This is a genomic window from Oceanobacillus sp. FSL H7-0719, assembly GCF_045040795.1.
Classification (GTDB): Bacteria; Bacillota; Bacilli; order Bacillales; family Amphibacillaceae; genus Oceanobacillus.
In genome coordinates this window covers 754,018-773,940 of the sequence record NZ_CP150301.1, presented here as the reverse complement: position 1 = coordinate 773,940, position 19,923 = coordinate 754,018, and the positions used below count along the sequence as shown (strand labels likewise).

Genomic DNA, 19,923 nt, shown 5'->3' with positions numbered 1-19,923 from the left:
GGTGAATATAGTTGCACGGAATACACAAACATACTAAGCCGGAATCACTAAAACTGTTCTTGGCTAAACCTAACAAGAAGATACTTTTTCCTTTAAAATATGCAAGCAACGAGCGCCTAGCTTTGCATGAAGCAAGTCCTCATGAGCTTTCATTCTCCCTTCCTTATGATGTGATAGATAATCACAATGTTACGAGTTATGAGCCAGTTGAACACTTGCGTGAGAAATTTTTAATAAAGGTTATATTTAAAGGTGAAGAAATGTGGTTTGTTATCAGATCATACGGTAAAAGCTCTGACACTACTAATACAATGGATGTTACATGTTATTCTTTAGAGCATACGTTAGCTCAAAAGAAGCTAATTGATTTTCATAGAGAGTCTGTCAACTTGCTAACCGTAGCCGAGGAAGTTGCTGAGAGATATGGTTGGAAGATTGGGTATATCAATCCTAATTTAAATTTGAAGTGGCGTGAATTTGATATATCAAGCACTCCTGTTCTCAGTTTCTTCTATGATGATTTAACAGAAACATATGACACGCTTGTAGTATTTGATACAGTGAATGAGGAAATAAACTTCTATGAAAAAGGTGAATTATCTCATTACAAAGGATTCACTCTTAACGAACGAAGATACCTCCAAAGCATAGAAGAGGAAATAGATTCTAATGAAGTAGTTACTAGACTTCATTTAACAGGTTCTGATGGACTTGGCATTCAAAGAATTAATCCTACTGGTCAAAGATATATCGATGATCTTTCATACTTCTTATACCCTTTCGAAATGGATGAAGATGAGAATGTCATTAAGAGTAGTACATGGATGGAAGATGATTTAGCAAAGGCTTTAGTTAAATACAATCAATACGTATCTTCAAGAAATGATGAATTCTATGGCTATACATTAGAAAAGACAAGCAAGCAAGAAGAGCTTACAGAAGAAAGTAATGTTTTATTTGAACTCAATACAGAATTAAAGATTATAAAAGATTCCATTGCTTGGCGTAAAGAGCAAGGAATCAACACAAGTGATTTAATTAAAGAAAGAAATGCTAAGAATGCTGAAATTAAAAGGCAGCAGGCTAAAATAAATTCAATAAATAATAATATCACTGCTATTGATAACAACATTGCTAAACTTAGAGACGATTTAAAAATGGAGAACCATTTCTCCCCCACTCAATTCAAAGAGTTACAGAAATACATACATGAATATGAGTGGAACGACAGTAATAAAATTGACGATAATGACCTGTATGAGACGGGATTGAAGCGTTTAACTGAAATTAACTCCCCTCCTGTCAACATTAGTACATCAATAGTAAACTTCTTTGAAGATGTAAATGCTCAGGATGATTGGGATAGACTTAATCTTGGAGATGTTATTCGTATTCAACATGAAGGTATCAGAGTTAATGCTAAAGCACGCTTATCATCTATTATTATAGATTTTGAAGCACCTAGTATAGATGTAGAAATTTCTAATATGAAAGAGTTAAATGATATCTCTAATAAGTTAAAATCAATGTTTTATACAGTCGATAAAGTTAAGACGGATTTCAACAAAGTTAAGATTGATTATAGTCGTGTGGCGAATAACTTTAATTTACGTAATGATAGAATATCTGAAATACCTGCGACTCCTCAAGTTGGTCAAGATGCAATACAACATAAAGAAAATGACAATGCTTCTGTTGACATCACTGTTAGATGGAATTTCCCAGAATATAGTGATACGAAAAAGAACGAGCATAATATTGATGGATTTATGTTGTATTTCTATAGCGATGATACAGATGAATCTTATGAATTTACGTCACAAATGGCTCATGAACAAATAAGATATGTACCTTATAGCACTAGAACATTTACTTACCCTGCCCTACCGCCTAATAAATTTTATACAATTGGAGTTCGCGCATACCGTAGAGTTGATCCCGATATCAGTTCTGACGTTATTTTAATGTCTCCAATTATAAGATTCAATGATGGGCTAGTGCAGTCAGATACAGTTCAGACTTTCTCACTTATGAATATCTCTACACAGAATAATAGTGAGGACGAAGAAGAATATGTAGATAATAGTAAGCCGTATCAGCCGAGTAAAGAAGTTAATTATAAGGGTAAAATATTCGGGAAACGCGTTTATTTAGACGAAAAAGACCTTCCTGATACACCTGAAGTTGATGACCTACGCTTCAATTCAGAAACTAACCAATGGGAAAGATGGGATGGAGAGAACTGGATTGGCGATATTGAGCTAAGAGACTTTAAGGAACAAGTAGGTCAGTTCGAGAAAGAAGTTAAGGACTTTGAGGAAAAGTTTCAAAAGGACTTTGAAGAAAATGACGGAATCATAAAAGATACATTGCAAGATATCGCGAATGAAATGGATCGCATAAACAATGATTTGATTCCTGAAGTTGAGCAGGTCGTTTCCGAAAGACTGATTCCAAGATATGATACAGAACCCGATGTGCCGCCTCCAAGTGGATTATATTGGGACACCTCTCAGAATCCACCTAAGATGATGAGATGGGATGAAGAAAAAGGTCAATTTGTGCCACTAGCACCTACAGAGGCTGAGATAGCCGAAATGATGCAAAAGATGCGTAAGGATGCTATATCGGAAAGTGTTAATTATTCTAAAGAAACTGTAGTAAGAGTTCGCAAAGACCTTCAAGAAAAGATAGCAGATGAAATTACAACTGTTACAGAGAACATTCAAGAACTTTTAGATATCAAGGATGAATTGATTGATTTAGCAGATGGCTTAGACGCAAAACTAGAAGAATATGACGGTAAATTTGCTAGCTTTGAGCATACTGTCGATGAAGTAAATAGACAAATAAATACAACTATTGAAGAAGTAGAAAGAGTCGACGGTGTTGTTCAAGGTCATTCAAATCAAATATCAATAAATGCCGAAGCTATTGAAGCTAAACTTGATTCTGTCACTTACGAAAGAGACATGGACGGAGTTCTAGAAAGTATAGAGCAGCATTCATTAGACATTCAAGCTAATGCCGAAGGTCTAGAGGCTAGGCTAACAAGGGATGAATATAGAACTGATAAAGAAGGTATTGATGAGTTTATATCTTCTACTGAAACCACTCTAGGTGCTCATGCAGGTTTAATTGAAGCTAAAGCAGAAAAAACTGAATTAGAGAACTATATCGATTTACAAACGTATCGTAATGAGATTGGTGAATTTACAGTCGGCACAGGAACAATTATCGGTAGAGTTGAAGCAACAGAAGCTGATATCGATACAATATCAAATAACTACGACACATTCTATCAAGATTATAGTGAGTTTAAGCTAGAATCTGACTCATTCCAAGCTAGAGTTGGTACTCTAAGTGATGATGGCGTTACATTGGTTGAACAGATTGGCTCCATTGAATTAACCGCGAACAGTTTAAGGAACACGATTGAAGCCATTGAGGTTGGTGTGGGCGAAGACTTTGAAGAATATCTAATTTCTACTAAGACCGTAATAGAGCAACTCCCTAATCAAATTGAATTAGCTGTAAGTGAAGGCGTTAATGGATTGGGTGTTGGTGGTACTAACTTAGCGTTAGGAACAAAAGATGATGATTGGGCTGTTTATGGATCGGTAAGTAATACAAATTTATCTTCTAGACAAGGGGATAGAACTAAAATCATAAGAGTGGAATCTATAGGTCTACAAAATAAAGGAATACAACAAAGTGTTTCCAATAGAAAGATGAAGCTGAAAAGTGGAGAAAAATACACGCTTTCATTTTTGGTTAGGGGTACAGTCTCCTCTTTGGACTATACTTTTATTATGAATAACGGGTCAAGTAACCAGTCTATATATGGCGGAAATGATGTTGTCATAAAGTCATCTACTGAATTTCATAAAATGATTATTAATTTTACAGCTAATAGTTATGCTGATGAGTCTACAGGTAGCTACATTATGATTTCTGGTAGAGATATTCCAGAAGGTCAGTGGTTTGAAGTACAAGAAGTAAAATTAGAAAAAGGTAGCATAGCCACGGATTGGTCATCAGCTGAAGAGGATGGAGTCAATAAAACTAATGTTTTATCGAGTATTAATCTATCACCCGAAGGCGTAAAAATCGAAGGTGACAAAATTGATATTATTGGATTAGTATCTGTTCTAAATGCTGATGGTACTCCGGGAACAATGATTGACGGTGGTAAGATTGTTGCTAATTCCATAAATGCTAATAGGTTGGCAGCCGGAACAGTTATTGCAGGAGATGTTATTTTCTCTGGACACTTAGAAGGTGCTACGGGGTCATTTGCAGGTAAGTTGGAATCCATCACTACTACTGGGACAGATACTAGGGAGATTGTAGATATTAACTATGGAGGCATCATTACCCTGTCCGTTGACCAGTTTAGTTCTCCAAGTCCATCTAGTGCGACTAGAACACGTCTTTCTGGTGGAGTATTTACTTCCGCGAGATATCAACGAGGATTCACCTTTGACTATGACAACCTTCACTTAGCTCATCCGAACGACGGTCATACATTAGAGACCCTCCATTTGAGTAGTCAACAACTATTGTCAACAGTGTATAGTAGTGTCGCAGGAAACAACGATATTGAGAATCAGACACGAATGGATTTCAGAAGAGACTCTTTTATTATAGATACGCAACAACGCTTAGACCTTCATTCAAGATATGGAGATGTGTTAATACAGAGTCTCAATTATGGTAGTACAGCAGGAGAAATATATATTGGTAGAGGCAAGGTCTACTCTGAGTCTGCAAGAAATAAGGTATATATTTCTGGTTCGGTTCAGATAGATGATACAGGATTCTTGGGCAGAACTAGCTTTGAAAGTCTCGAAACAGAGCTTGGTGCACACGTAGGATTCGTTAATTCTCCCGGCAGTGGTACATTTGGAGAGACCGTAAGTGCTCTGGGATATAAAGCTGAATCTGGTGGATATAATAACGGATACACTTTTGGGCATACGACTGTAGGGTTTAATGGCAGTACTCATCATAGTCTTTCCTCGAACGCTACAACTGGTGAGGCTATACTGTATGCACATAGGTTTACTGACCAGAACTGGTTCACGTTAAGAACGCATGATCAGTTTGCAGACTTCAATAACGCATTCTATATAAGCAGACGAGGAACCATGTATGTACCTGCTACTTACGATAACACCACTACAAACTCGGCTAACATACGCGTAGGAACAGCTGCGGGTCACTTCACTAGGAATACATCTCTCAGAGAATATAAGTTAAATATAGAAGATGCAAAAGACCCATACAAGCTATTGAATCTCAGCGCTAGGACTTGGTATGACAGAGGTGATTCTGAGCGCTATGCTGCAGAGATGCACAAGAAAGAAAAAGGCGAAGATTATAGTTTAGATAATGTAGAATACATTAAGCGTATAGGTGGTTTGGTCGCCGAGGAAGTTGTTGAGGCAGGATTAGAAATATATGCAGAGTATGATGAAAATGGGAACCTAAATGGCGTTGCCTATGATCGTATTTGGACATTACTTATCCCTATTGTAAAAGACCATGATAATAAAATATCACAATTAGAACTTGAAGTTACACAATTAGTTCCACATATTGACAATGAGATGCAAAAATTAGAAATTAAGGTAACTAATGAAGTCGATTCATTAAGAGCTGAAGTAGTTCAACTAAAAACTAGAATTGAAGAATTAGAAAGAGATTCGGCATAATCTGCTGAGTCTCTTTTATTTGTAAGGAAATAAATTTACACAATTTTATTGCAGGAGATTATTAAGAAAAGAAGGTGACGTATTTGCTAGATATTCCTAACATATATGGAGACCCGATAGTTTATGATAGGCGTAAGGGTAGTCCTATTGACCCGTATAGAAAGAAGAAAGAAACAGTCTTCATAGAAACTAACTATGCGATTCTTTCTGAGATTCCGAATAGACGCGACAGAGTTAAAGTTTCAGGGTTAGATATAAATTGGGTCGAAACTGATGACAGAAGCTTTTTAGAAGAGAATTACTTCTGGGTTGATTACACATATGGTCACGTTTATTTTCATGGAATGCATCAAAATAAGACGATACATATAGAGTATACAGGTGAGGGAGTCAGAATGTTAGCCGACTCTAGGGTGTATTACTCTGCTGACAGAAGATTTCCTAACCTAAGAGATAAGCTAATTGATGTAGACAGAGCTATATTAGTTGAAAGAAATAGAATAACTGAACAAATTGTTTCTCACCCTCAACCTAGTGAAATAGTCGACTTGAGAGTAGATTATAACGGGAAAGTGTACGACGCTGCGAAACATAGAGTTGATGCAGAGCAACAGAAAATCGAAGAAGCTTATATTGATGCAAAAGGTATAAGACATGAATCGTTGAAGAAAAGAATTGACTCTCTGCAATTAGCAACGGAAGAAAGTCTCGATGAACAAGAAACAATTAACACAAATATATGGGCTGAAATCAATTTGATTCCGGGAAAGATTACGTTGGAAACAGGTATGTTGGAAGAGAAGATTAATGGAGAATTAACAAAGATAACGTCTCGAATCGATTTAATTCCGAGTCAAATTCAACTAGAAGTTCAGGAGCTAAAAGAATATACGGACGGAGAATTTTCAAGACAAGCCTCTACCCTAACAATGTTATCTAATAAAATGGAATTAAAAGTTGACGTAAACGGTATTGTCTCTTCTATTAATCTATCTGAAGAAGGTGTAAGGATTGACGGTGCTAAGAACCATATAACAGGTGAAACAAAGATTGACAATGCGGTAATCAAGTCTGCCAATATTGAATCGCTAAGTGCTAGCAAGCTCAGAACAGGTATATTAAGGTCTGAAAATGATCACACTACTTGGAATCTGAATACCGGCGAATTAACAATGGCAAGCGCTGATATAACCATGGGTAGTGGCGCTAATATTCGATTCACAGATTCAGGAAATAAAATTGTGTATACTCAGCTTGACCCACAAACTAAGAATAATCATACAGCAGGATTTGGTGTTGGGCGAAATATTAATCAACGCTTCCCATTCTCTTACTTTGGTACAGCTAGAGGAAACACTGTTGCTGCGTCGGATTCAGTTAGTTTTACTGGCTTTATAGCGAATACAGATGCACGTACAGACGTTGATAATATTGGAAACTCTGTTGTAGGAGATATGTTCCATATTAGGGATAGAGCTGTTAGTTTTGATGTTGCATTTAGATTTGATTTAACAGGCAGTGTTAAGCGTATGCACCCTATCAATACTGGAAGACATACGTATGACCTAGGTGCAGATAATAACAGGTTTAGAAACCTATATGTTGACAATGTTCGCTCGAATGGCTCTGTTAATATTCGCGACTCCCACTTGACTAGTGGTTGGCTTATGCAGACTCGCTATGCTAATGACGGTTCGGCAATCACTCTACGAGGTTTAAATGGAGGAACGTACAACTATTCTATTGGTGGTCGTAATGGTAACTGGGAAAGAATCACAACTATAAGATTGAAGAATAAACCTAATGTATCTTCCGATAGAAGATTGAAGAAAGATATCGCTATTTTAGATTTAGGATTAGACTTCATGATAGATTTAAATCCTTCAGTTTTCCGCTTCAAGAAGACTAATAGAGATATGGAAGAAAATAAGTTGGACTTTGGATTTATCGCCCAAGAGGTACGAGAAGTAATGGATAAGCATGGAGTAGATATCAATGAACACTCTCTTCTCACTCAAGATGGTGATGGAATGTATGCACTAGAACACGAACAGTTTATCGCTCCTATGGTGAATTCAATTAAAGAATTAAATAACAAAGATATTGATAAAGATAGAAGAATCAAAGATTTAGAAGTAAAGGTTAGAAAATTAGAAGAGCAGTTGGCTTCTGCATAAATGGAATTAAAAGGAGGAGTACATGTGAGTTATTGGCATCCAAACGTTGACCCGTTGCTTTTGCGTCAACGAACAGGAGAAGAAGATGACCCATACATATATCTAGAGCAAACAAGCAATGTGTTTAATGGCTCTATTGCACTTAAAGAAATACCTTCATTCTCTCATGACGTAGAAGTTTTGAACTCAAGCGATGTTGCTTTAGCTAAATCAGACAATCCGCACGAGATTGGTATCGATGAGTATATTGTAGACTATACAGATGGAGTCGTTTACTTCAACACAGAGCAAGAAGGAAATGAGTTTACAATTAAGTATTGGGGAACAGGATATCTTTCGCTCCCCTCTACTCGTATTTTTGTACCCAATGGTGGAGACGATCCGTTACAAAGTTTGCAGAACATCTTAGATAATGTAGATGAAGGTACGACAGTTATTGAACAAGTTAGAAATATTGAATTTAAGGGTGAATATGACCCTAGCGTACAATATAAGAAATGGAATTTTGTAACCTTTACAAATAAGACATTCATTGCTACAAAGACTATCCAAGGACTCTCCCCTTCTGAATCAAGTGATTGGAAATTGGTATCTAGTGGAGTAGGCTTTGTTGGAGTCTATGACTCAGGTAAAACTTATAATATTGGAGATATGGTTGCTGACAGTGAGGGTAAGAATATTTACTTTAGTAAAATTATGGATAATACATATCCTCTTACAGATGAGGGTTCATGGGAGCTTATGATATCACTAGATGATGTTCTTGTGAGTATAAATGAATCTTTAGATGAACTGGTTGAGTTTCAACAATTAATGGAGGATTCAGACGTAGAGAGAGAAATGAGAGAACGAGGTAGAGAAGATGCGTTTGAAGACTTATTAGACAACTACCAATCATTTCATATGTTAGTCCAAGGCGATGAAGAAGCAAGAGCGCTTAGTGAAGACGGAAGAACAAGTTCTGAAGCTGACAGGAAGGCTAACGAGGAAATTAGGCAACAGAATGAAGCTGAGCGTATAGCTAATGAAAGTGGGCGTGTATCTGCCGAAGGAGCAAGAGTTCAGGCATTCAATGCTCTTTTGGCTAGTATTGAAGAAAATGTAGATACTACTGTTGGAAATGTTAGTGATGCGCTAGACGAGTTAAACGAGTTGAGAAATGTAGTTAATGGTTTAATAGCTGAAGCTCAGCAAAAATACGAACAGATTGACGAGAAGGCTATAGAATTAAGTAGTTTTATTACTATCGGTGAGTTTGATATTGACGCGGAGTATCAAAAATGGAATATTGTATCCCTTGATGGTTCGTCATATATGGCTAAACAAGATACTGTCGGCAACGAGGTTACAGATGAGCTATTTTGGTTCCCTCTTGCTAAAAGAGGATTAGATAACATGTCTATTAGTATAGATGGAGTGGTTCCCAATCAGAATGGGGAAATATTTGTAGATGACTTAGACTTAGTTCGAGGAGAAGATTTCGAACAATTTTCTACTGATATCCATGCAGAGATAGGCGACCTTTCAGCTTTGACCACAGTAGACTCAGAGAACCTTGTTGAAGCAATTAACGAATTAAAAAGAAGAATAGACAATATTTCAAACGTATTGTAATGTTTACAGACTGAGTAGCGCGGAGTAACCCTCCCCTACTCTTTTTTGCTGTCTAAAACTATAGGTATATAAATAGAAACAGCCCCTAATATTTAAGGGCTGCGTCAGTTGAGTGAGAATCGCTATGACTCTCTTAATTTATTATACCATAGTTTGTTATGGAATAAAAGGAGGATTAAAAATCCAATCTAGGAGAGATGGTTTTGGTTTTACTTAGAGAGAATACTTCAGAAGTCTTATCGGCAAAGAAATTGAGGTGGTGATTGTGTCAGATAAACTAGAATGGAAAATTGAGCTTCTAGAAAAAGAAAGCAAAGAACAAGATGAAACGATTAAACAGAATACCAAAGATATAAGAGACCTTCAGTCCTTTAAAGATTCTACCGTAGAAAAATTGATTACAATCTTTACTACAATTAATGAAATCAAGGAAGATTCGAAGTGGATGAAGAGAACCGTTATTGGTGGTCTAATAACTGCTATAATCGGCGGAATAATTTCACTCATTGTGTGGCTCATACAAAACTAGAAAGGAGTGAGCCAATCGTGGACGAAAAAGAAATAAGATTAGAAGAAATTAGCGATCAAATAAATAACTATACACCTACAAAACATCTCCCTGTATTTGAAGTTTATGTGACTATGTTTTCTATATTAACAGCAGTAATGTTATTTTGGTTCCCAGACATGTTGTCAGTCAGCACGTCTAATATAACAAATCTATATTGGCTATTATTGTCTATCATGCCTCAATTTATGTGGGCAATCCTATTTTTCGTTGCAGGAATGATTAAAGCTATCGGACTGCTGGTAGATAATAATGCCACAAGGATAATTGGTTTAATACTATCAGCGTTCATATATATTGTTTTTGCAATCTGCTATGCAATTAGCTTTCCGACTATTGGATTTGTCGTGTTTACATGTATGAGTATATTTACATTGATTAGCATTCCAATGGTCAAGCATACAGGAGTTAGAGATTAACTCAAATCTTAAGGAGGAATTATTTATGAAGAAAATTAATCTAAAAGGTGTAACTAAAGCAACATGGGCAAGAATTATTACTCTATTCTTAGCATTAGCCAACCAAGTGAGTATTTCAATTTTCAACTATCAGTTGCTACCGTTTGATGATGCAGCCATTTATGAAGGTGTATCTACTGCACTAACAGTCGTTGCAGCTATAATTGCAGGTCATAAGAATAATAGTGTTACTGTTGAGGCTCAAAAAGGTGACGAAGTTAAGAGGCGCTTAGAAGGAAAATAAGAAAATACATAATAGTTTACATGTGGGTAGGTGTGAGATTGATTTCTCCCCTACTCTTTTTTATTTTACAAGGAGGAAGATAATTTATGGCTAAAATTGGACTAGATATTGGGCATGGATTTAACACTTTTCCACCATCAAAAGGTGTTTATAAGAATGGCATAGGATATCATGAACACGATGCAAATAGCCGAATAGCAGTGAAGCTTGAAGCTAAGTTAAGTGCTGCTGGACATACGGTATTTAAAGCTCAGCAACCGGGGAAAATAGATGTCCCTTTATTGACTAGAACTAATATGTATTTTGCTAACGGTGTCGATTTGATAGTATCATGTCATGCCAATGCCGGAGCGTCCAGCGCAAGTGGATACGCATCATTCTATTGGTATAATGATTCAAAAGCGAAGAGGTTGTCAGATTTATATGAACAGGAAATAAAAAGACAAGGATTCAAACTGTGGGGTGGGTCAAGACCTTCTAATCCTAATGATTGGTCAAACTTCCACATGTGTAGAGTTCCTGCCCAAAGAGGAGTTCCATCTATACTATTGGAAAATGGATTCATGACAAATAGTGGTGATTTTGAATGGATATTTGGAGCCAAAAAGGATGAGTACGCTGAAAGATGTGCAACGGCTGCATTTAATGCTATTCAACGTTATTTAGGAAAGGAAACTGAGAAGGTTACTAAGCCAGCCAAACAATCTGATGTTAAATCTGAAACAGTTACGAAGCCATCTACCCCATCTAAGACTGCTAGTAAATCCAAATGGACTAAGATTAACGGTAAGTGGACTGGTCAATCGTTATTTCAATGGCAATTTGGGCAACCTGTGAAAGAGATGCAAACAGCTTTGGCTAATAATAAGCCTCCATTCTATCCTGAGAAGGGTGCTAAAAACAATGGAGTCGACTCTTACTTTGGCGCTGATTCAAAGAATGCCGTTGAACGATTTCAAACTTACTACAAATTAAAAGTTGATGGGATTCCGGGTAAAGAGGTCTACAATCAAATTCAGAAGAATAAATCTAAACTTGCCAAGACATCTACTGCGAAGCCTAAAGCAACTGCAAAGATGCTTCCTAATGCAACTTACTACGTTAAATCTCCACTGTTCTCAGGTTCAGGTGTCAGACAAGTTCAAGAAGCACTAGCTAGTGTTTATTTTTATCCTGAAAAGGGTGCTAAAAATAATGGTGTGGATGGATATTATGGATCAAAGACTGCGGATGCCGTAAAGAGGTTTCAATCTGTACATGGATTGAAGGCTGATGGAATATATGGTACAGCTACTCGCAAGAAGTTATTACAGGTAATGAAATAAGCGCAGATACATTCTAACACAACGTTTACTCACACCATGAATTGGTTATAATATTTCTAAGGTAATTATCACTAGTGTAAGCATTCTTCTCGGTCTTATTTTGTCGCTGAGAGGAGTGCTTATTTCTTTTTTACCTATACCTCCCTTCTATTTAAACCTCCCTCCTTCTCCCCCACTGTTACTGAAAGGAGGCTAAAATAATTCAAACTTGTGCTATGTGGATAACTTTAATATAATGATGATAAGATTATAAATACTGATATACCAACGCTTCATACATATGATTTAATCAAGGGTTATTATACGTAGTTATGACAAGTTATGTACAAGCAATGTTGCAACTTTCCAAAGCCCCCAAAATGGGCCAATAGGAATTGTCACCAAGGAATCGATTATTTTTCATCATACAATCCTTTCGAGAGAGTTTTATCCAGTGTCGCAAATAACTGCGAATGTGTTTCTCTTAAAGGCATTTGCTGGTATGGACGCACAAATTATACATGCAATTCATCAAGCCAAGCCAGATGGATTGGTGATTGAAGCATTCGGTCAAGGCAATCTGCCAGCTGCGTTAGTAAAGCCCATTCAACAGATAATAAAAAGTAATATTCCAGTTGTGCTCGTCTCCAGGTGTTACCAGGGAAATGTTCAAGCAACCTATGCTTATGATGGCGGCGGCAGACAATTGAAAAATTCGGGAGTTATTTTTGCAAGTGGCCTCTCCGGACAAAAAGCGAGAATCAAACTGCTGATTGCTTTGGAGAAAACAAAAGAACAGAAGCAATTAACAGAGATATTTTCTTAAGGGAGTGAATATAAAACAACAAGCTAGCAGGTAGTTACCTGCTAGCTTGTTTCATCATTCATAAAAAATATTTTGGTCAGACCTTTGCTTCTATTTTGGACATAATCGCTTTAGCAATATGATTTCCATGGAAACGACCATTTTCAATAAAAATAGCATTATTGTTATAGCCAGCCGTGACTACACCCGCTAAAAATATACCTTGAATATTGGATTCGTATGTCACCTCATCAAAGGCAGGCATACCATTCGATTGGTCTATCTCTATACCAAGATTTTGCAGAAATGGGATGTCTGGCTGATAGCCTGTCATGGCAAATACATAATCATTTTTTATTATCTCTTCCTTGCCATCTACATTATAAAAAACGGAGTCTTCCGTTATTTGAGTAACATTCGCTCGAAAAACCAGATGAATTGATTCCTTTTTGGCTAATGAATCAAATCCGGGCAATATCCATGGCTTAATACTTCTCGAATACTCACTTCCCCTATATAGCACAGTAACTCTTGCCCCCGCTTTGTGAAGTTCCAGTGCAGCATCCACAGCAGAATTCTTCCCTCCAATAATAACAACGTTCTTATCATAATACGGGTGGGCTTCTTTAAAATAGTGAGTGACTTTAGCTAAATTTTCACCAGGAATATGTAAATAGTTCGGCTGATCATAATACCCTGTAGCTATTACAACAAATTGAGCAATATACTTACTTTCCTGTCCCTGCCTATCAGTTGTTGTAACTTCAAAACCAGCATCCAATTTTTTAATATTTTCAGCTCGTTCAAATGCATTAATTCTCAGGTCCTTTCTTTTAGCAACCTCTCGATAATAAGTTAAAGCCTCATTTCTGACTGGACGCTGCTTTTCCGTTATGAAGGCAACATCGCCAATTTCCAATTTTTCACTTGAGCTAAAAAATGTTTGATGAGTTGGAAAATTATATAATGTATTAACGATATTTTCTTTTTCTATAATCAAAGGCTCAATCCCCTGATCCTGTAATGCAATTGCTGCTGCCATCCCACAAGGACCTGCGCCAACAATAATAACCTTTTCATGATGCATCTATTCCACTTCCTTTTCAATCTCTTAAAAATTTAAAAACAGATAATGCATACTGCCATACGAAAAAACTCTTACCTATAAACGGATAAGAGTTTTTCTTGATATTTAATTTCCAGCTTATACCCAGCCCCGGAATCTTGCTGCTTCTGCAGTCTTTCTTACTCCTACCATATAGGCTGCTAGACGCATATCAATTTTTCTCGTTTCGGCTGTATGATAAATTGTATTAAAGGAGCTTATCATAATTTCATGAAGCTTTTCATCAATTTCATCTTCTGACCAATAATAACCTTGATTATTCTGCACCCATTCGAAGTAAGAAACTGTTACTCCACCAGCTGACGCTAATACGTCCGGTACAATTAAAACTCCGCGATCCGTTAAAATCTGTGTTGCTTCAGCAGTTGTAGGTCCATTTGCAGCTTCCACAATAATGCTTGCTTTAATATTTTGCGCATTATCTCTCGTAATTTGATTTTCTACTGCTGCGGGAATAATAATATCACAATCCAGTTCAAACAACTCTTTATTCGTTATTGTATTATCAAATAAATTAGTAACAGTTCCAAAACTGTCTCTTCTATCAAGTAAATAATCAATATCCAGTCCGTCTGGATCATGAAGGGCACCATATGCGTCAGATATACCTACAATTTTAGCTCCTTGGTCGTAAAGGAATTTAGATAAATAACTGCCTGCATTACCAAACCCCTGAATAACGATTCGTGCACCTTCTACGTTAATGCCACGCTTTTTAGCAGCTTCATTAAGTACAATTGTAACCCCTTTAGCTGTTGCAGATTCTCTACCATGGGAACCGCCAAGAACAATCGGCTTGCCCGTAATAAAACCTGGACTGTTAAATTCATCAATTTTGCTGTATTCGTCCATCATCCAAGCCATAATTTGTGAGTTTGTGAAAACATCTGGTGCAGGAATATCTTTCGTAGGACCAACGATTTGACTTACCGCACGAACATATCCGCGACTAAGTGCCTCTAACTCGCGAAAAGACATTTCGCGCGGGTCACAAATAATGCCGCCTTTTGCTCCACCATAAGGTAAATCAACAATACCTGCCTTTAATGTCATCCAAATTGATAAAGCTTTTACTTCTTTCTCAGTTACAGCTGGATGGAAACGAATTCCACCTTTTGTAGGGCCAACCGCATCATTATGCTGTGCTCGGTAACCAGTAAATACTTTTACCTTGCCATCATCCATACGTACTGGGATACGAACAGTCATCATTCGCATCGGATCCTTTAGCAGTTCAAAAACTTCGTCAGAATAACCGAGTTTCTCTAAAGCTGATTTAATTACTGCCCTCGTAGAACTTAACACATCCAAATTCTCATGATTTTCTTTGGTAGAATTTACTGCTTTGTCGGCTACCATGAACTTACCTCCTAAAATATCTATAAATAATATTAGAACCTTGGCTGCTACCAAGCTTTGAGTGACAGCCATAGTTGCGCTATATAGTAAGAAAGCATTAAACTTTCTTAACTACTAAAATAATAAACCTCTACTAAAAAATCAGTATACACTTTCATAGAAAATATGCAATAAAAACACTGTAATAGTCAGAATTATTTCGTGGATATTGAAAATATTACGCCCAAACAGTACTTTATTCAAATTGAATAATTATGCTCTGGAAAAATATTTCAATAAAATTGGCTGATAATTTGCTTCACTGCATTTTCTTTAAATATTTCTTTACCGTATTCCTTCAGACGATATGAAGAAAGGATGCTCGAATGGGAGTATTCAGACATAATTGCAATAACATTTTCTTTCTGCAGCTGAAGGATATCTTCTTCCTCAAACATCATGTAATACTGATCATCCAGATAATATACTTGGCCACCTTCTATGCCAAGAGGGCTTAAGTATGAAGATACGTGAATAACATCTTCAAAATCAGAAAATGAGAAAATAAGTTCATGGCTTTCATCTAAAGTAACTTTCATTTCAATAAAATCTTCATCTAAATTATCCTCATCTTCTGTCTGCGTAACAATAACCTGCATACCTTGAGCCTGCATCAAATAAACCTGTACTAAGAGCATTCCATCCAGTTCAAAATCTAATTCATTGCTCGCATCATACATTATTTCACTGAATAATTTGCGAACACTCGTTGCATCATGCCATAAATCATTACTGGTAAATCCGCGTTCAACCAAATCATCGAAGGTAAGAAAAATTGTAAATTGATCACTGGACAATCTTTCAACTCGCATACAGTATCCCCCTCAATAATAATTCGTTAATAACCCCTAAAATTAAAAATACGATACAATAAATTTATTGGTTTTATATTTATACTATATGCAATTAATTATTATTTCGCTTGTGCACCCAGTTCTCAGAATAGCTTCTTCTCTTAAAGTGCTTTTAAAAGGGAGGTGAATTCGCCATCCCAAAGATATAGCACTCCAATTAAAATAACCATTACAAGCAAACTTATAAATACTAAACGCAAAAATGGTTTACTTAGTTTAAGCTTTGCTCTTTTATTATTTGTATGTATTTCTTTTCTTGGCGGTAAATTTAATATATCAACTTTCCTTATAGATGATTCATTTTCAAAATCAAAAGAATCTTCTATTTCGCGATGTTCTGCATTTTCAACTTCATTAAAAAGCGTTCGAAGTTCATTGGCCTGATCATCTTCTCTATTCTTTGATTGCGTACTCAATGTGATCGCACCTCACTTTTTAAAGCGAATATATAGACCTAATAAAAAGTCTACTACAAAATGAATTGTAATTGTAACAATAAGGTTTTCAGTTATTATAAATATATACCCAATGTATAAACTGATAAAAACAACAGATAGAAATAATACAGGCTTCCTTAAATATCGTACATGTACAACAGCAAACAATAAACTGGCAAAAAGATAACCAAAACTTGTTTGAATAACTCCCCGGAATAATAATTCCTCTGATATCGCAATGATTAATGTAAGCAAAAAAATGGTTGAAACAGATTGATTACGAAAGATCCGTTCATTTATTCCGCCATCATCAAAGGCAGATTCAGGAAGTGCTCTCATAAGTATAAAATCAATCACTACAATAATAAGCCCCGGAAGAGTACCATAATAAATAATGTCCGACAGATTCCATTTGAAATACAATTGCCAGTCGAGAATATGATCAAATAGAAAAAAACTTAATAATACTGCGATTAAAGCAAACAGCAACTGAGAAAATATAAGGTTTTTCTTTAATTCCTCATCTGTTAATTGTTTAATTATTTCACTTTGTTTCATTGTCATCTCCAATTAGTAATTGTCTGAGTTTTCTGTGCCAATCTCCTTGACTCTCATTTACTCTGCTGTTCACTACTTGGGGGGTCCAAGCAGAAAGATTAATACCACAATTACTGCAGCATTGAAAAATTGGTTTTTTATATCCTGCTTGAAACTTTCGGTAAAGCATTTCCCTCAGGCACATATCTGTTTCTGCCCAATTAATCATTTCCTGCAGCTCAGCCTGTTTATGTAAAGTACGCTGATCTATCCACTGGATTAATTTGCTGTATATTGCTTCCCAATTTTCTCGTTTGTAGATAATTTTCTTCCCAATAATCATACCATGTTTTTCAAAATGAAACCGTAAAAAACGCCATTTTATTTCACTGATTTGGAAAAACTCACTTGCCTCAAGATTATTTATTGGAACGTCCATATTCTGTTTGTCAAGATATATTAATTGCTGCATAATTACTTGCAGTTCCTCCTGTGAGGGTAATTCATTTTGAATCATATTTCTTGGGATGACTGGATCTGTCGGAGAATATAAAAGGATACATAAACTTGGCTCGCCATCCCTTCCGGCTCTCCCTACCTCCTGTATATATGCTTCCATCTGAGATGGAATATGGTAATGAATGATAGACCGGATATTTTGTTTATTTATCCCCATCCCAAAAGCACTCGTACAGCAAATAATATCCAGTTGACCAGTCATAAATTGCTGTTGAACAGCTATACGGTCAATCTGCTCCATACCACCATGATAAAAAGCTATCTTTAGCTTGGGAAGCTTTTCACCAAGGATACTTGCAATCTGTTCAGTCTGTATTCGACTGGAGAAGTAGATTAAAGCTGGCCCATAATCTTTTACTAAATATGCAGTCAGCCAATCGAGCTTCTCCTCTTCATTTGTCACGTTTTCAATAATAAAAGTCAGATTATCCCGGTCCATTGGATAAATTCTTTTATTTACTTTTTTAAGCTTTAACGAGTGAATAATATCATCTTGAACTGCCGGAGCAGCTGTTGCGCTTAATGCTAATACAGGAGGATAATTAAGCTGTTTAATAACACTGTCAAGTTTTAAATAATCAGGACGAAACTCATGCCCCCACTGGGAAATGCAGTGTGCCTCATCTATAACAAATAAGCTGATTTTTTGGTTTAATAACCGTTGAAGTACTGTATCCTGCTGTAATAACTCTGGAGAGATATAAATCAGCTTATAATACTCTAAATTCCGATAAACAGACTGTCTTTGTTCATAATCCATAAAGCTATTTAGAGCAGCTACCTTTTTAAATCCCTTTGCCTTTAATTCCTTCTCTTGGTCTATCATTAAAGAAATCAACGGTGAAATAACAAGCGTCACACCTTTCAATAGAATCGCCGGAAGCTGATAACAAATTGATTTCCCTGACCCAGTTGGTAAAATCCCCAATACATTTTCCCCAGCTAAAACATCATTAATTATTTCACGCTGGCCCGTTCGAAAATTGGAATAGCGGAAGTAGGTTTGTAAATGTTCTTCTAAATTAATATCTTTAATCAACTAACTCACCTTCTTCTCCTATTTTATGATAAAGCACGAGCATTAATCTAATCTGGAAAAAGCTGACATCTGAGTATGTAGCCTCTCTTATTTCTTTTAATTTAAATGAGTCAGTCTGTTTAATTGCTGACAGAATCTCCCTCTGTATATTTTCAGTTAAAAACTGATGGAAAGGAAAAGATGAATCATGCAACGCTATCTCTGCTATATGATCATATATTGTATTTATTTTTAGTCTGCGGATCGATGCAATTTCCTCAGGTGTATATTCTTGCTTAAATAATCTATATGTATTAGCGGTAGAACCTAAAAGTTTTATCGACTCTTTATAGTCTTTAATAATTGTATGAATGGCTGGGAATTTCATTTCGTTATTTTCCAGCCTGCTCAAAATATTATGGATAATACCGACAAGTAATAATTGAATATCATAACTGTCTTTATTATAGGCGACTGCTAACTGAGCGACAGTCATCCCATAATATTTATACCCCGTTAAACGATCTACGAAAATATTTGCTTCTGTAGAAGAATATTCCTCCAGCAATAGTACAAGCTCTTTTTCTAAAGTATTTAAGTATGCTTTTTCCTTTCCTCTCATTTCTTTATAAAATCTTTTAACCCATTGTTCAATGTCTAATTTATCTACAACTGGGATAAATGAATAGTTATTTTCCCTCGTATTAGCGAAAGTCTGAATAAGCAAGAGCAATCTTTGATAAAATACCTTATCTTTTTCATGGTAAGCCATGCCCTTAAAATAATGAAATGGCAGCATTTCCTCGTGTTTATTTAACCAATCATCTGCCTGTGCAGTACTATCGACTAAGCGCCGCTGGTTGGGATCAAACTCCTCAATCAAAAACCCTTTTTGTATTAAAACCCGTATATATGCTTCAAAATCTTGCTTAGTCAATGATTTGCAAATACCAAAGAAATCTTCAACACCATATATATGAGCATCTTGCATCGTTTGGATAGATCGTCTGCCTGTTAATAAATGATAAATACTGGATGCAGTTCTTTCATGTTTTATATTTTTAGCTATTTTGAGAATTACACCATGGAGCAGCAACTTTTTTTCACCTCAGTCTTGATTTAATACAATGTGTTGAAATTACAACCA

Annotated in this window: 15 protein-coding genes; 8 read left to right on the top strand and 7 right to left on the bottom strand. The window is 36.1% G+C overall.

The genetic code is table 11. The features are described 5' to 3' along the window. Positions 1-11 precede the first annotated feature (11 nt). The 8 genes from NST93_RS03950 to NST93_RS03915 all read left to right on the top strand — a co-directional run bounded on the left by NST93_RS03950 (position 12) and on the right by NST93_RS03915 (position 12,908). Positions 12-5,717, top strand: a complete 5,706-nt coding sequence (locus NST93_RS03950; RefSeq protein WP_405101400.1) for a hypothetical protein — start codon at positions 12-14, stop codon at positions 5,715-5,717. Positions 5,718-5,800: 83 nt separating this feature from the next. Continuing rightward, the gene (locus tag NST93_RS03945) at positions 5,801-7,894 is read left to right on the top strand and encodes a tail fiber domain-containing protein (RefSeq protein ID WP_405101398.1); all 2,094 of its coding nucleotides are present in this window, start codon (positions 5,801-5,803) and stop codon (positions 7,892-7,894) included. 24 nt (positions 7,895-7,918) lie between these two features. Continuing rightward, positions 7,919-9,508: a hypothetical protein gene (locus NST93_RS03940; protein WP_405101396.1), complete on the top strand. Its 1,590-nt coding sequence runs from the start codon at positions 7,919-7,921 to the stop codon at positions 9,506-9,508. A 265-nt stretch (positions 9,509-9,773) separates the two neighbouring features. Continuing rightward, positions 9,774-10,037: a hypothetical protein gene (locus NST93_RS03935; protein ID WP_405101394.1), complete on the top strand. Its 264-nt coding sequence runs from the start codon at positions 9,774-9,776 to the stop codon at positions 10,035-10,037. A 17-nt stretch (positions 10,038-10,054) separates the two neighbouring features. Continuing rightward, positions 10,055-10,495: a hypothetical protein gene (locus NST93_RS03930; RefSeq protein WP_405101392.1), complete on the top strand. Its 441-nt coding sequence runs from the start codon at positions 10,055-10,057 to the stop codon at positions 10,493-10,495. A 25-nt stretch (positions 10,496-10,520) separates the two neighbouring features. Beyond that, positions 10,521-10,778 (top strand): SPP1 phage holin family protein, encoded by a 258-nt coding sequence (locus tag NST93_RS03925; RefSeq protein ID WP_405101390.1) that lies wholly within the window; start codon positions 10,521-10,523, stop codon positions 10,776-10,778. An 86-nt stretch (positions 10,779-10,864) separates the two neighbouring features. Next, entirely contained in the window at positions 10,865-12,103 is a 1,239-nt protein-coding gene (locus tag NST93_RS03920) for a peptidoglycan-binding protein (RefSeq protein WP_405101388.1), read from the top strand. A 433-nt stretch (positions 12,104-12,536) separates the two neighbouring features. Beyond that, on the top strand, positions 12,537-12,908 hold the full coding sequence (locus NST93_RS03915) for a hypothetical protein (RefSeq protein ID WP_405101386.1): 372 nt from the start codon (positions 12,537-12,539) through the stop codon (positions 12,906-12,908). A 76-nt stretch (positions 12,909-12,984) separates the two neighbouring features. Here the strand turns inward: NST93_RS03915 and NST93_RS03910 are convergent, their stop codons facing one another. The 7 genes from NST93_RS03910 to NST93_RS03880 all read right to left on the bottom strand — a co-directional run bounded on the left by NST93_RS03910 (position 12,985) and on the right by NST93_RS03880 (position 19,872). After that, the gene (locus NST93_RS03910) at positions 12,985-13,974 is read right to left on the bottom strand and encodes a YpdA family putative bacillithiol disulfide reductase (RefSeq protein WP_405101384.1); all 990 of its coding nucleotides are present in this window, start codon (positions 13,972-13,974) and stop codon (positions 12,985-12,987) included. Between the two features lie 117 nt (positions 13,975-14,091). Then, positions 14,092-15,372: a Glu/Leu/Phe/Val dehydrogenase gene (locus NST93_RS03905; protein WP_405101382.1), complete on the bottom strand. Its 1,281-nt coding sequence runs from the start codon at positions 15,370-15,372 to the stop codon at positions 14,092-14,094. 272 nt (positions 15,373-15,644) lie between these two features. Continuing rightward, positions 15,645-16,223, bottom strand: a complete 579-nt coding sequence (locus NST93_RS03900; protein ID WP_405101380.1) for a genetic competence negative regulator — start codon at positions 16,221-16,223, stop codon at positions 15,645-15,647. Positions 16,224-16,366: 143 nt separating this feature from the next. Continuing rightward, positions 16,367-16,681: a hypothetical protein gene (locus NST93_RS03895; RefSeq protein WP_405101378.1), complete on the bottom strand. Its 315-nt coding sequence runs from the start codon at positions 16,679-16,681 to the stop codon at positions 16,367-16,369. A 12-nt stretch (positions 16,682-16,693) separates the two neighbouring features. Beyond that, entirely contained in the window at positions 16,694-17,260 is a 567-nt protein-coding gene (locus NST93_RS03890; protein ID WP_405101376.1) for a CPBP family intramembrane glutamic endopeptidase, read from the bottom strand. Then, the gene (locus NST93_RS03885) at positions 17,247-18,797 is read right to left on the bottom strand and encodes a RecQ family ATP-dependent DNA helicase (RefSeq protein ID WP_405101374.1); all 1,551 of its coding nucleotides are present in this window, start codon (positions 18,795-18,797) and stop codon (positions 17,247-17,249) included. The genes NST93_RS03890 and NST93_RS03885 overlap by 14 nt, the downstream gene beginning before the upstream one ends. After that, positions 18,790-19,872 carry a helix-turn-helix domain-containing protein gene (locus tag NST93_RS03880; RefSeq protein ID WP_405101372.1) on the bottom strand — a complete coding sequence of 361 codons (1,083 nt, stop codon included), beginning with the start codon at positions 19,870-19,872 and terminating at the stop codon, positions 18,790-18,792. Before NST93_RS03880 ends, NST93_RS03885 begins: the two co-directional genes overlap by 8 nt. Positions 19,873-19,923 lie beyond the last annotated feature (51 nt).

What these genes read in the sequence shown, in the direction of transcription:
- NST93_RS03900 (WP_405101380.1), bottom strand. Translation starts at nt 16,223, where the DNA reads ATGCGAGTTGAAAGATTGTCCAGTGATCAATTTACAATTTTTCTTACC.
- NST93_RS03920 (WP_405101388.1), top strand. Translation starts at nt 10,865, where the DNA reads ATGGCTAAAATTGGACTAGATATTGGGCATGGATTTAACACTTTTCCA.
- NST93_RS03910 (WP_405101384.1), bottom strand. Translation starts at nt 13,974, where the DNA reads ATGCATCATGAAAAGGTTATTATTGTTGGCGCAGGTCCTTGTGGGATG.
- NST93_RS03905 (WP_405101382.1), bottom strand. Translation starts at nt 15,372, where the DNA reads ATGGTAGCCGACAAAGCAGTAAATTCTACCAAAGAAAATCATGAGAAT.
- NST93_RS03890 (WP_405101376.1), bottom strand. Translation starts at nt 17,260, where the DNA reads ATGAAACAAAGTGAAATAATTAAACAATTAACAGATGAGGAATTAAAG.
- NST93_RS03925 (WP_405101390.1), top strand. Translation starts at nt 10,521, where the DNA reads ATGAAGAAAATTAATCTAAAAGGTGTAACTAAAGCAACATGGGCAAGA.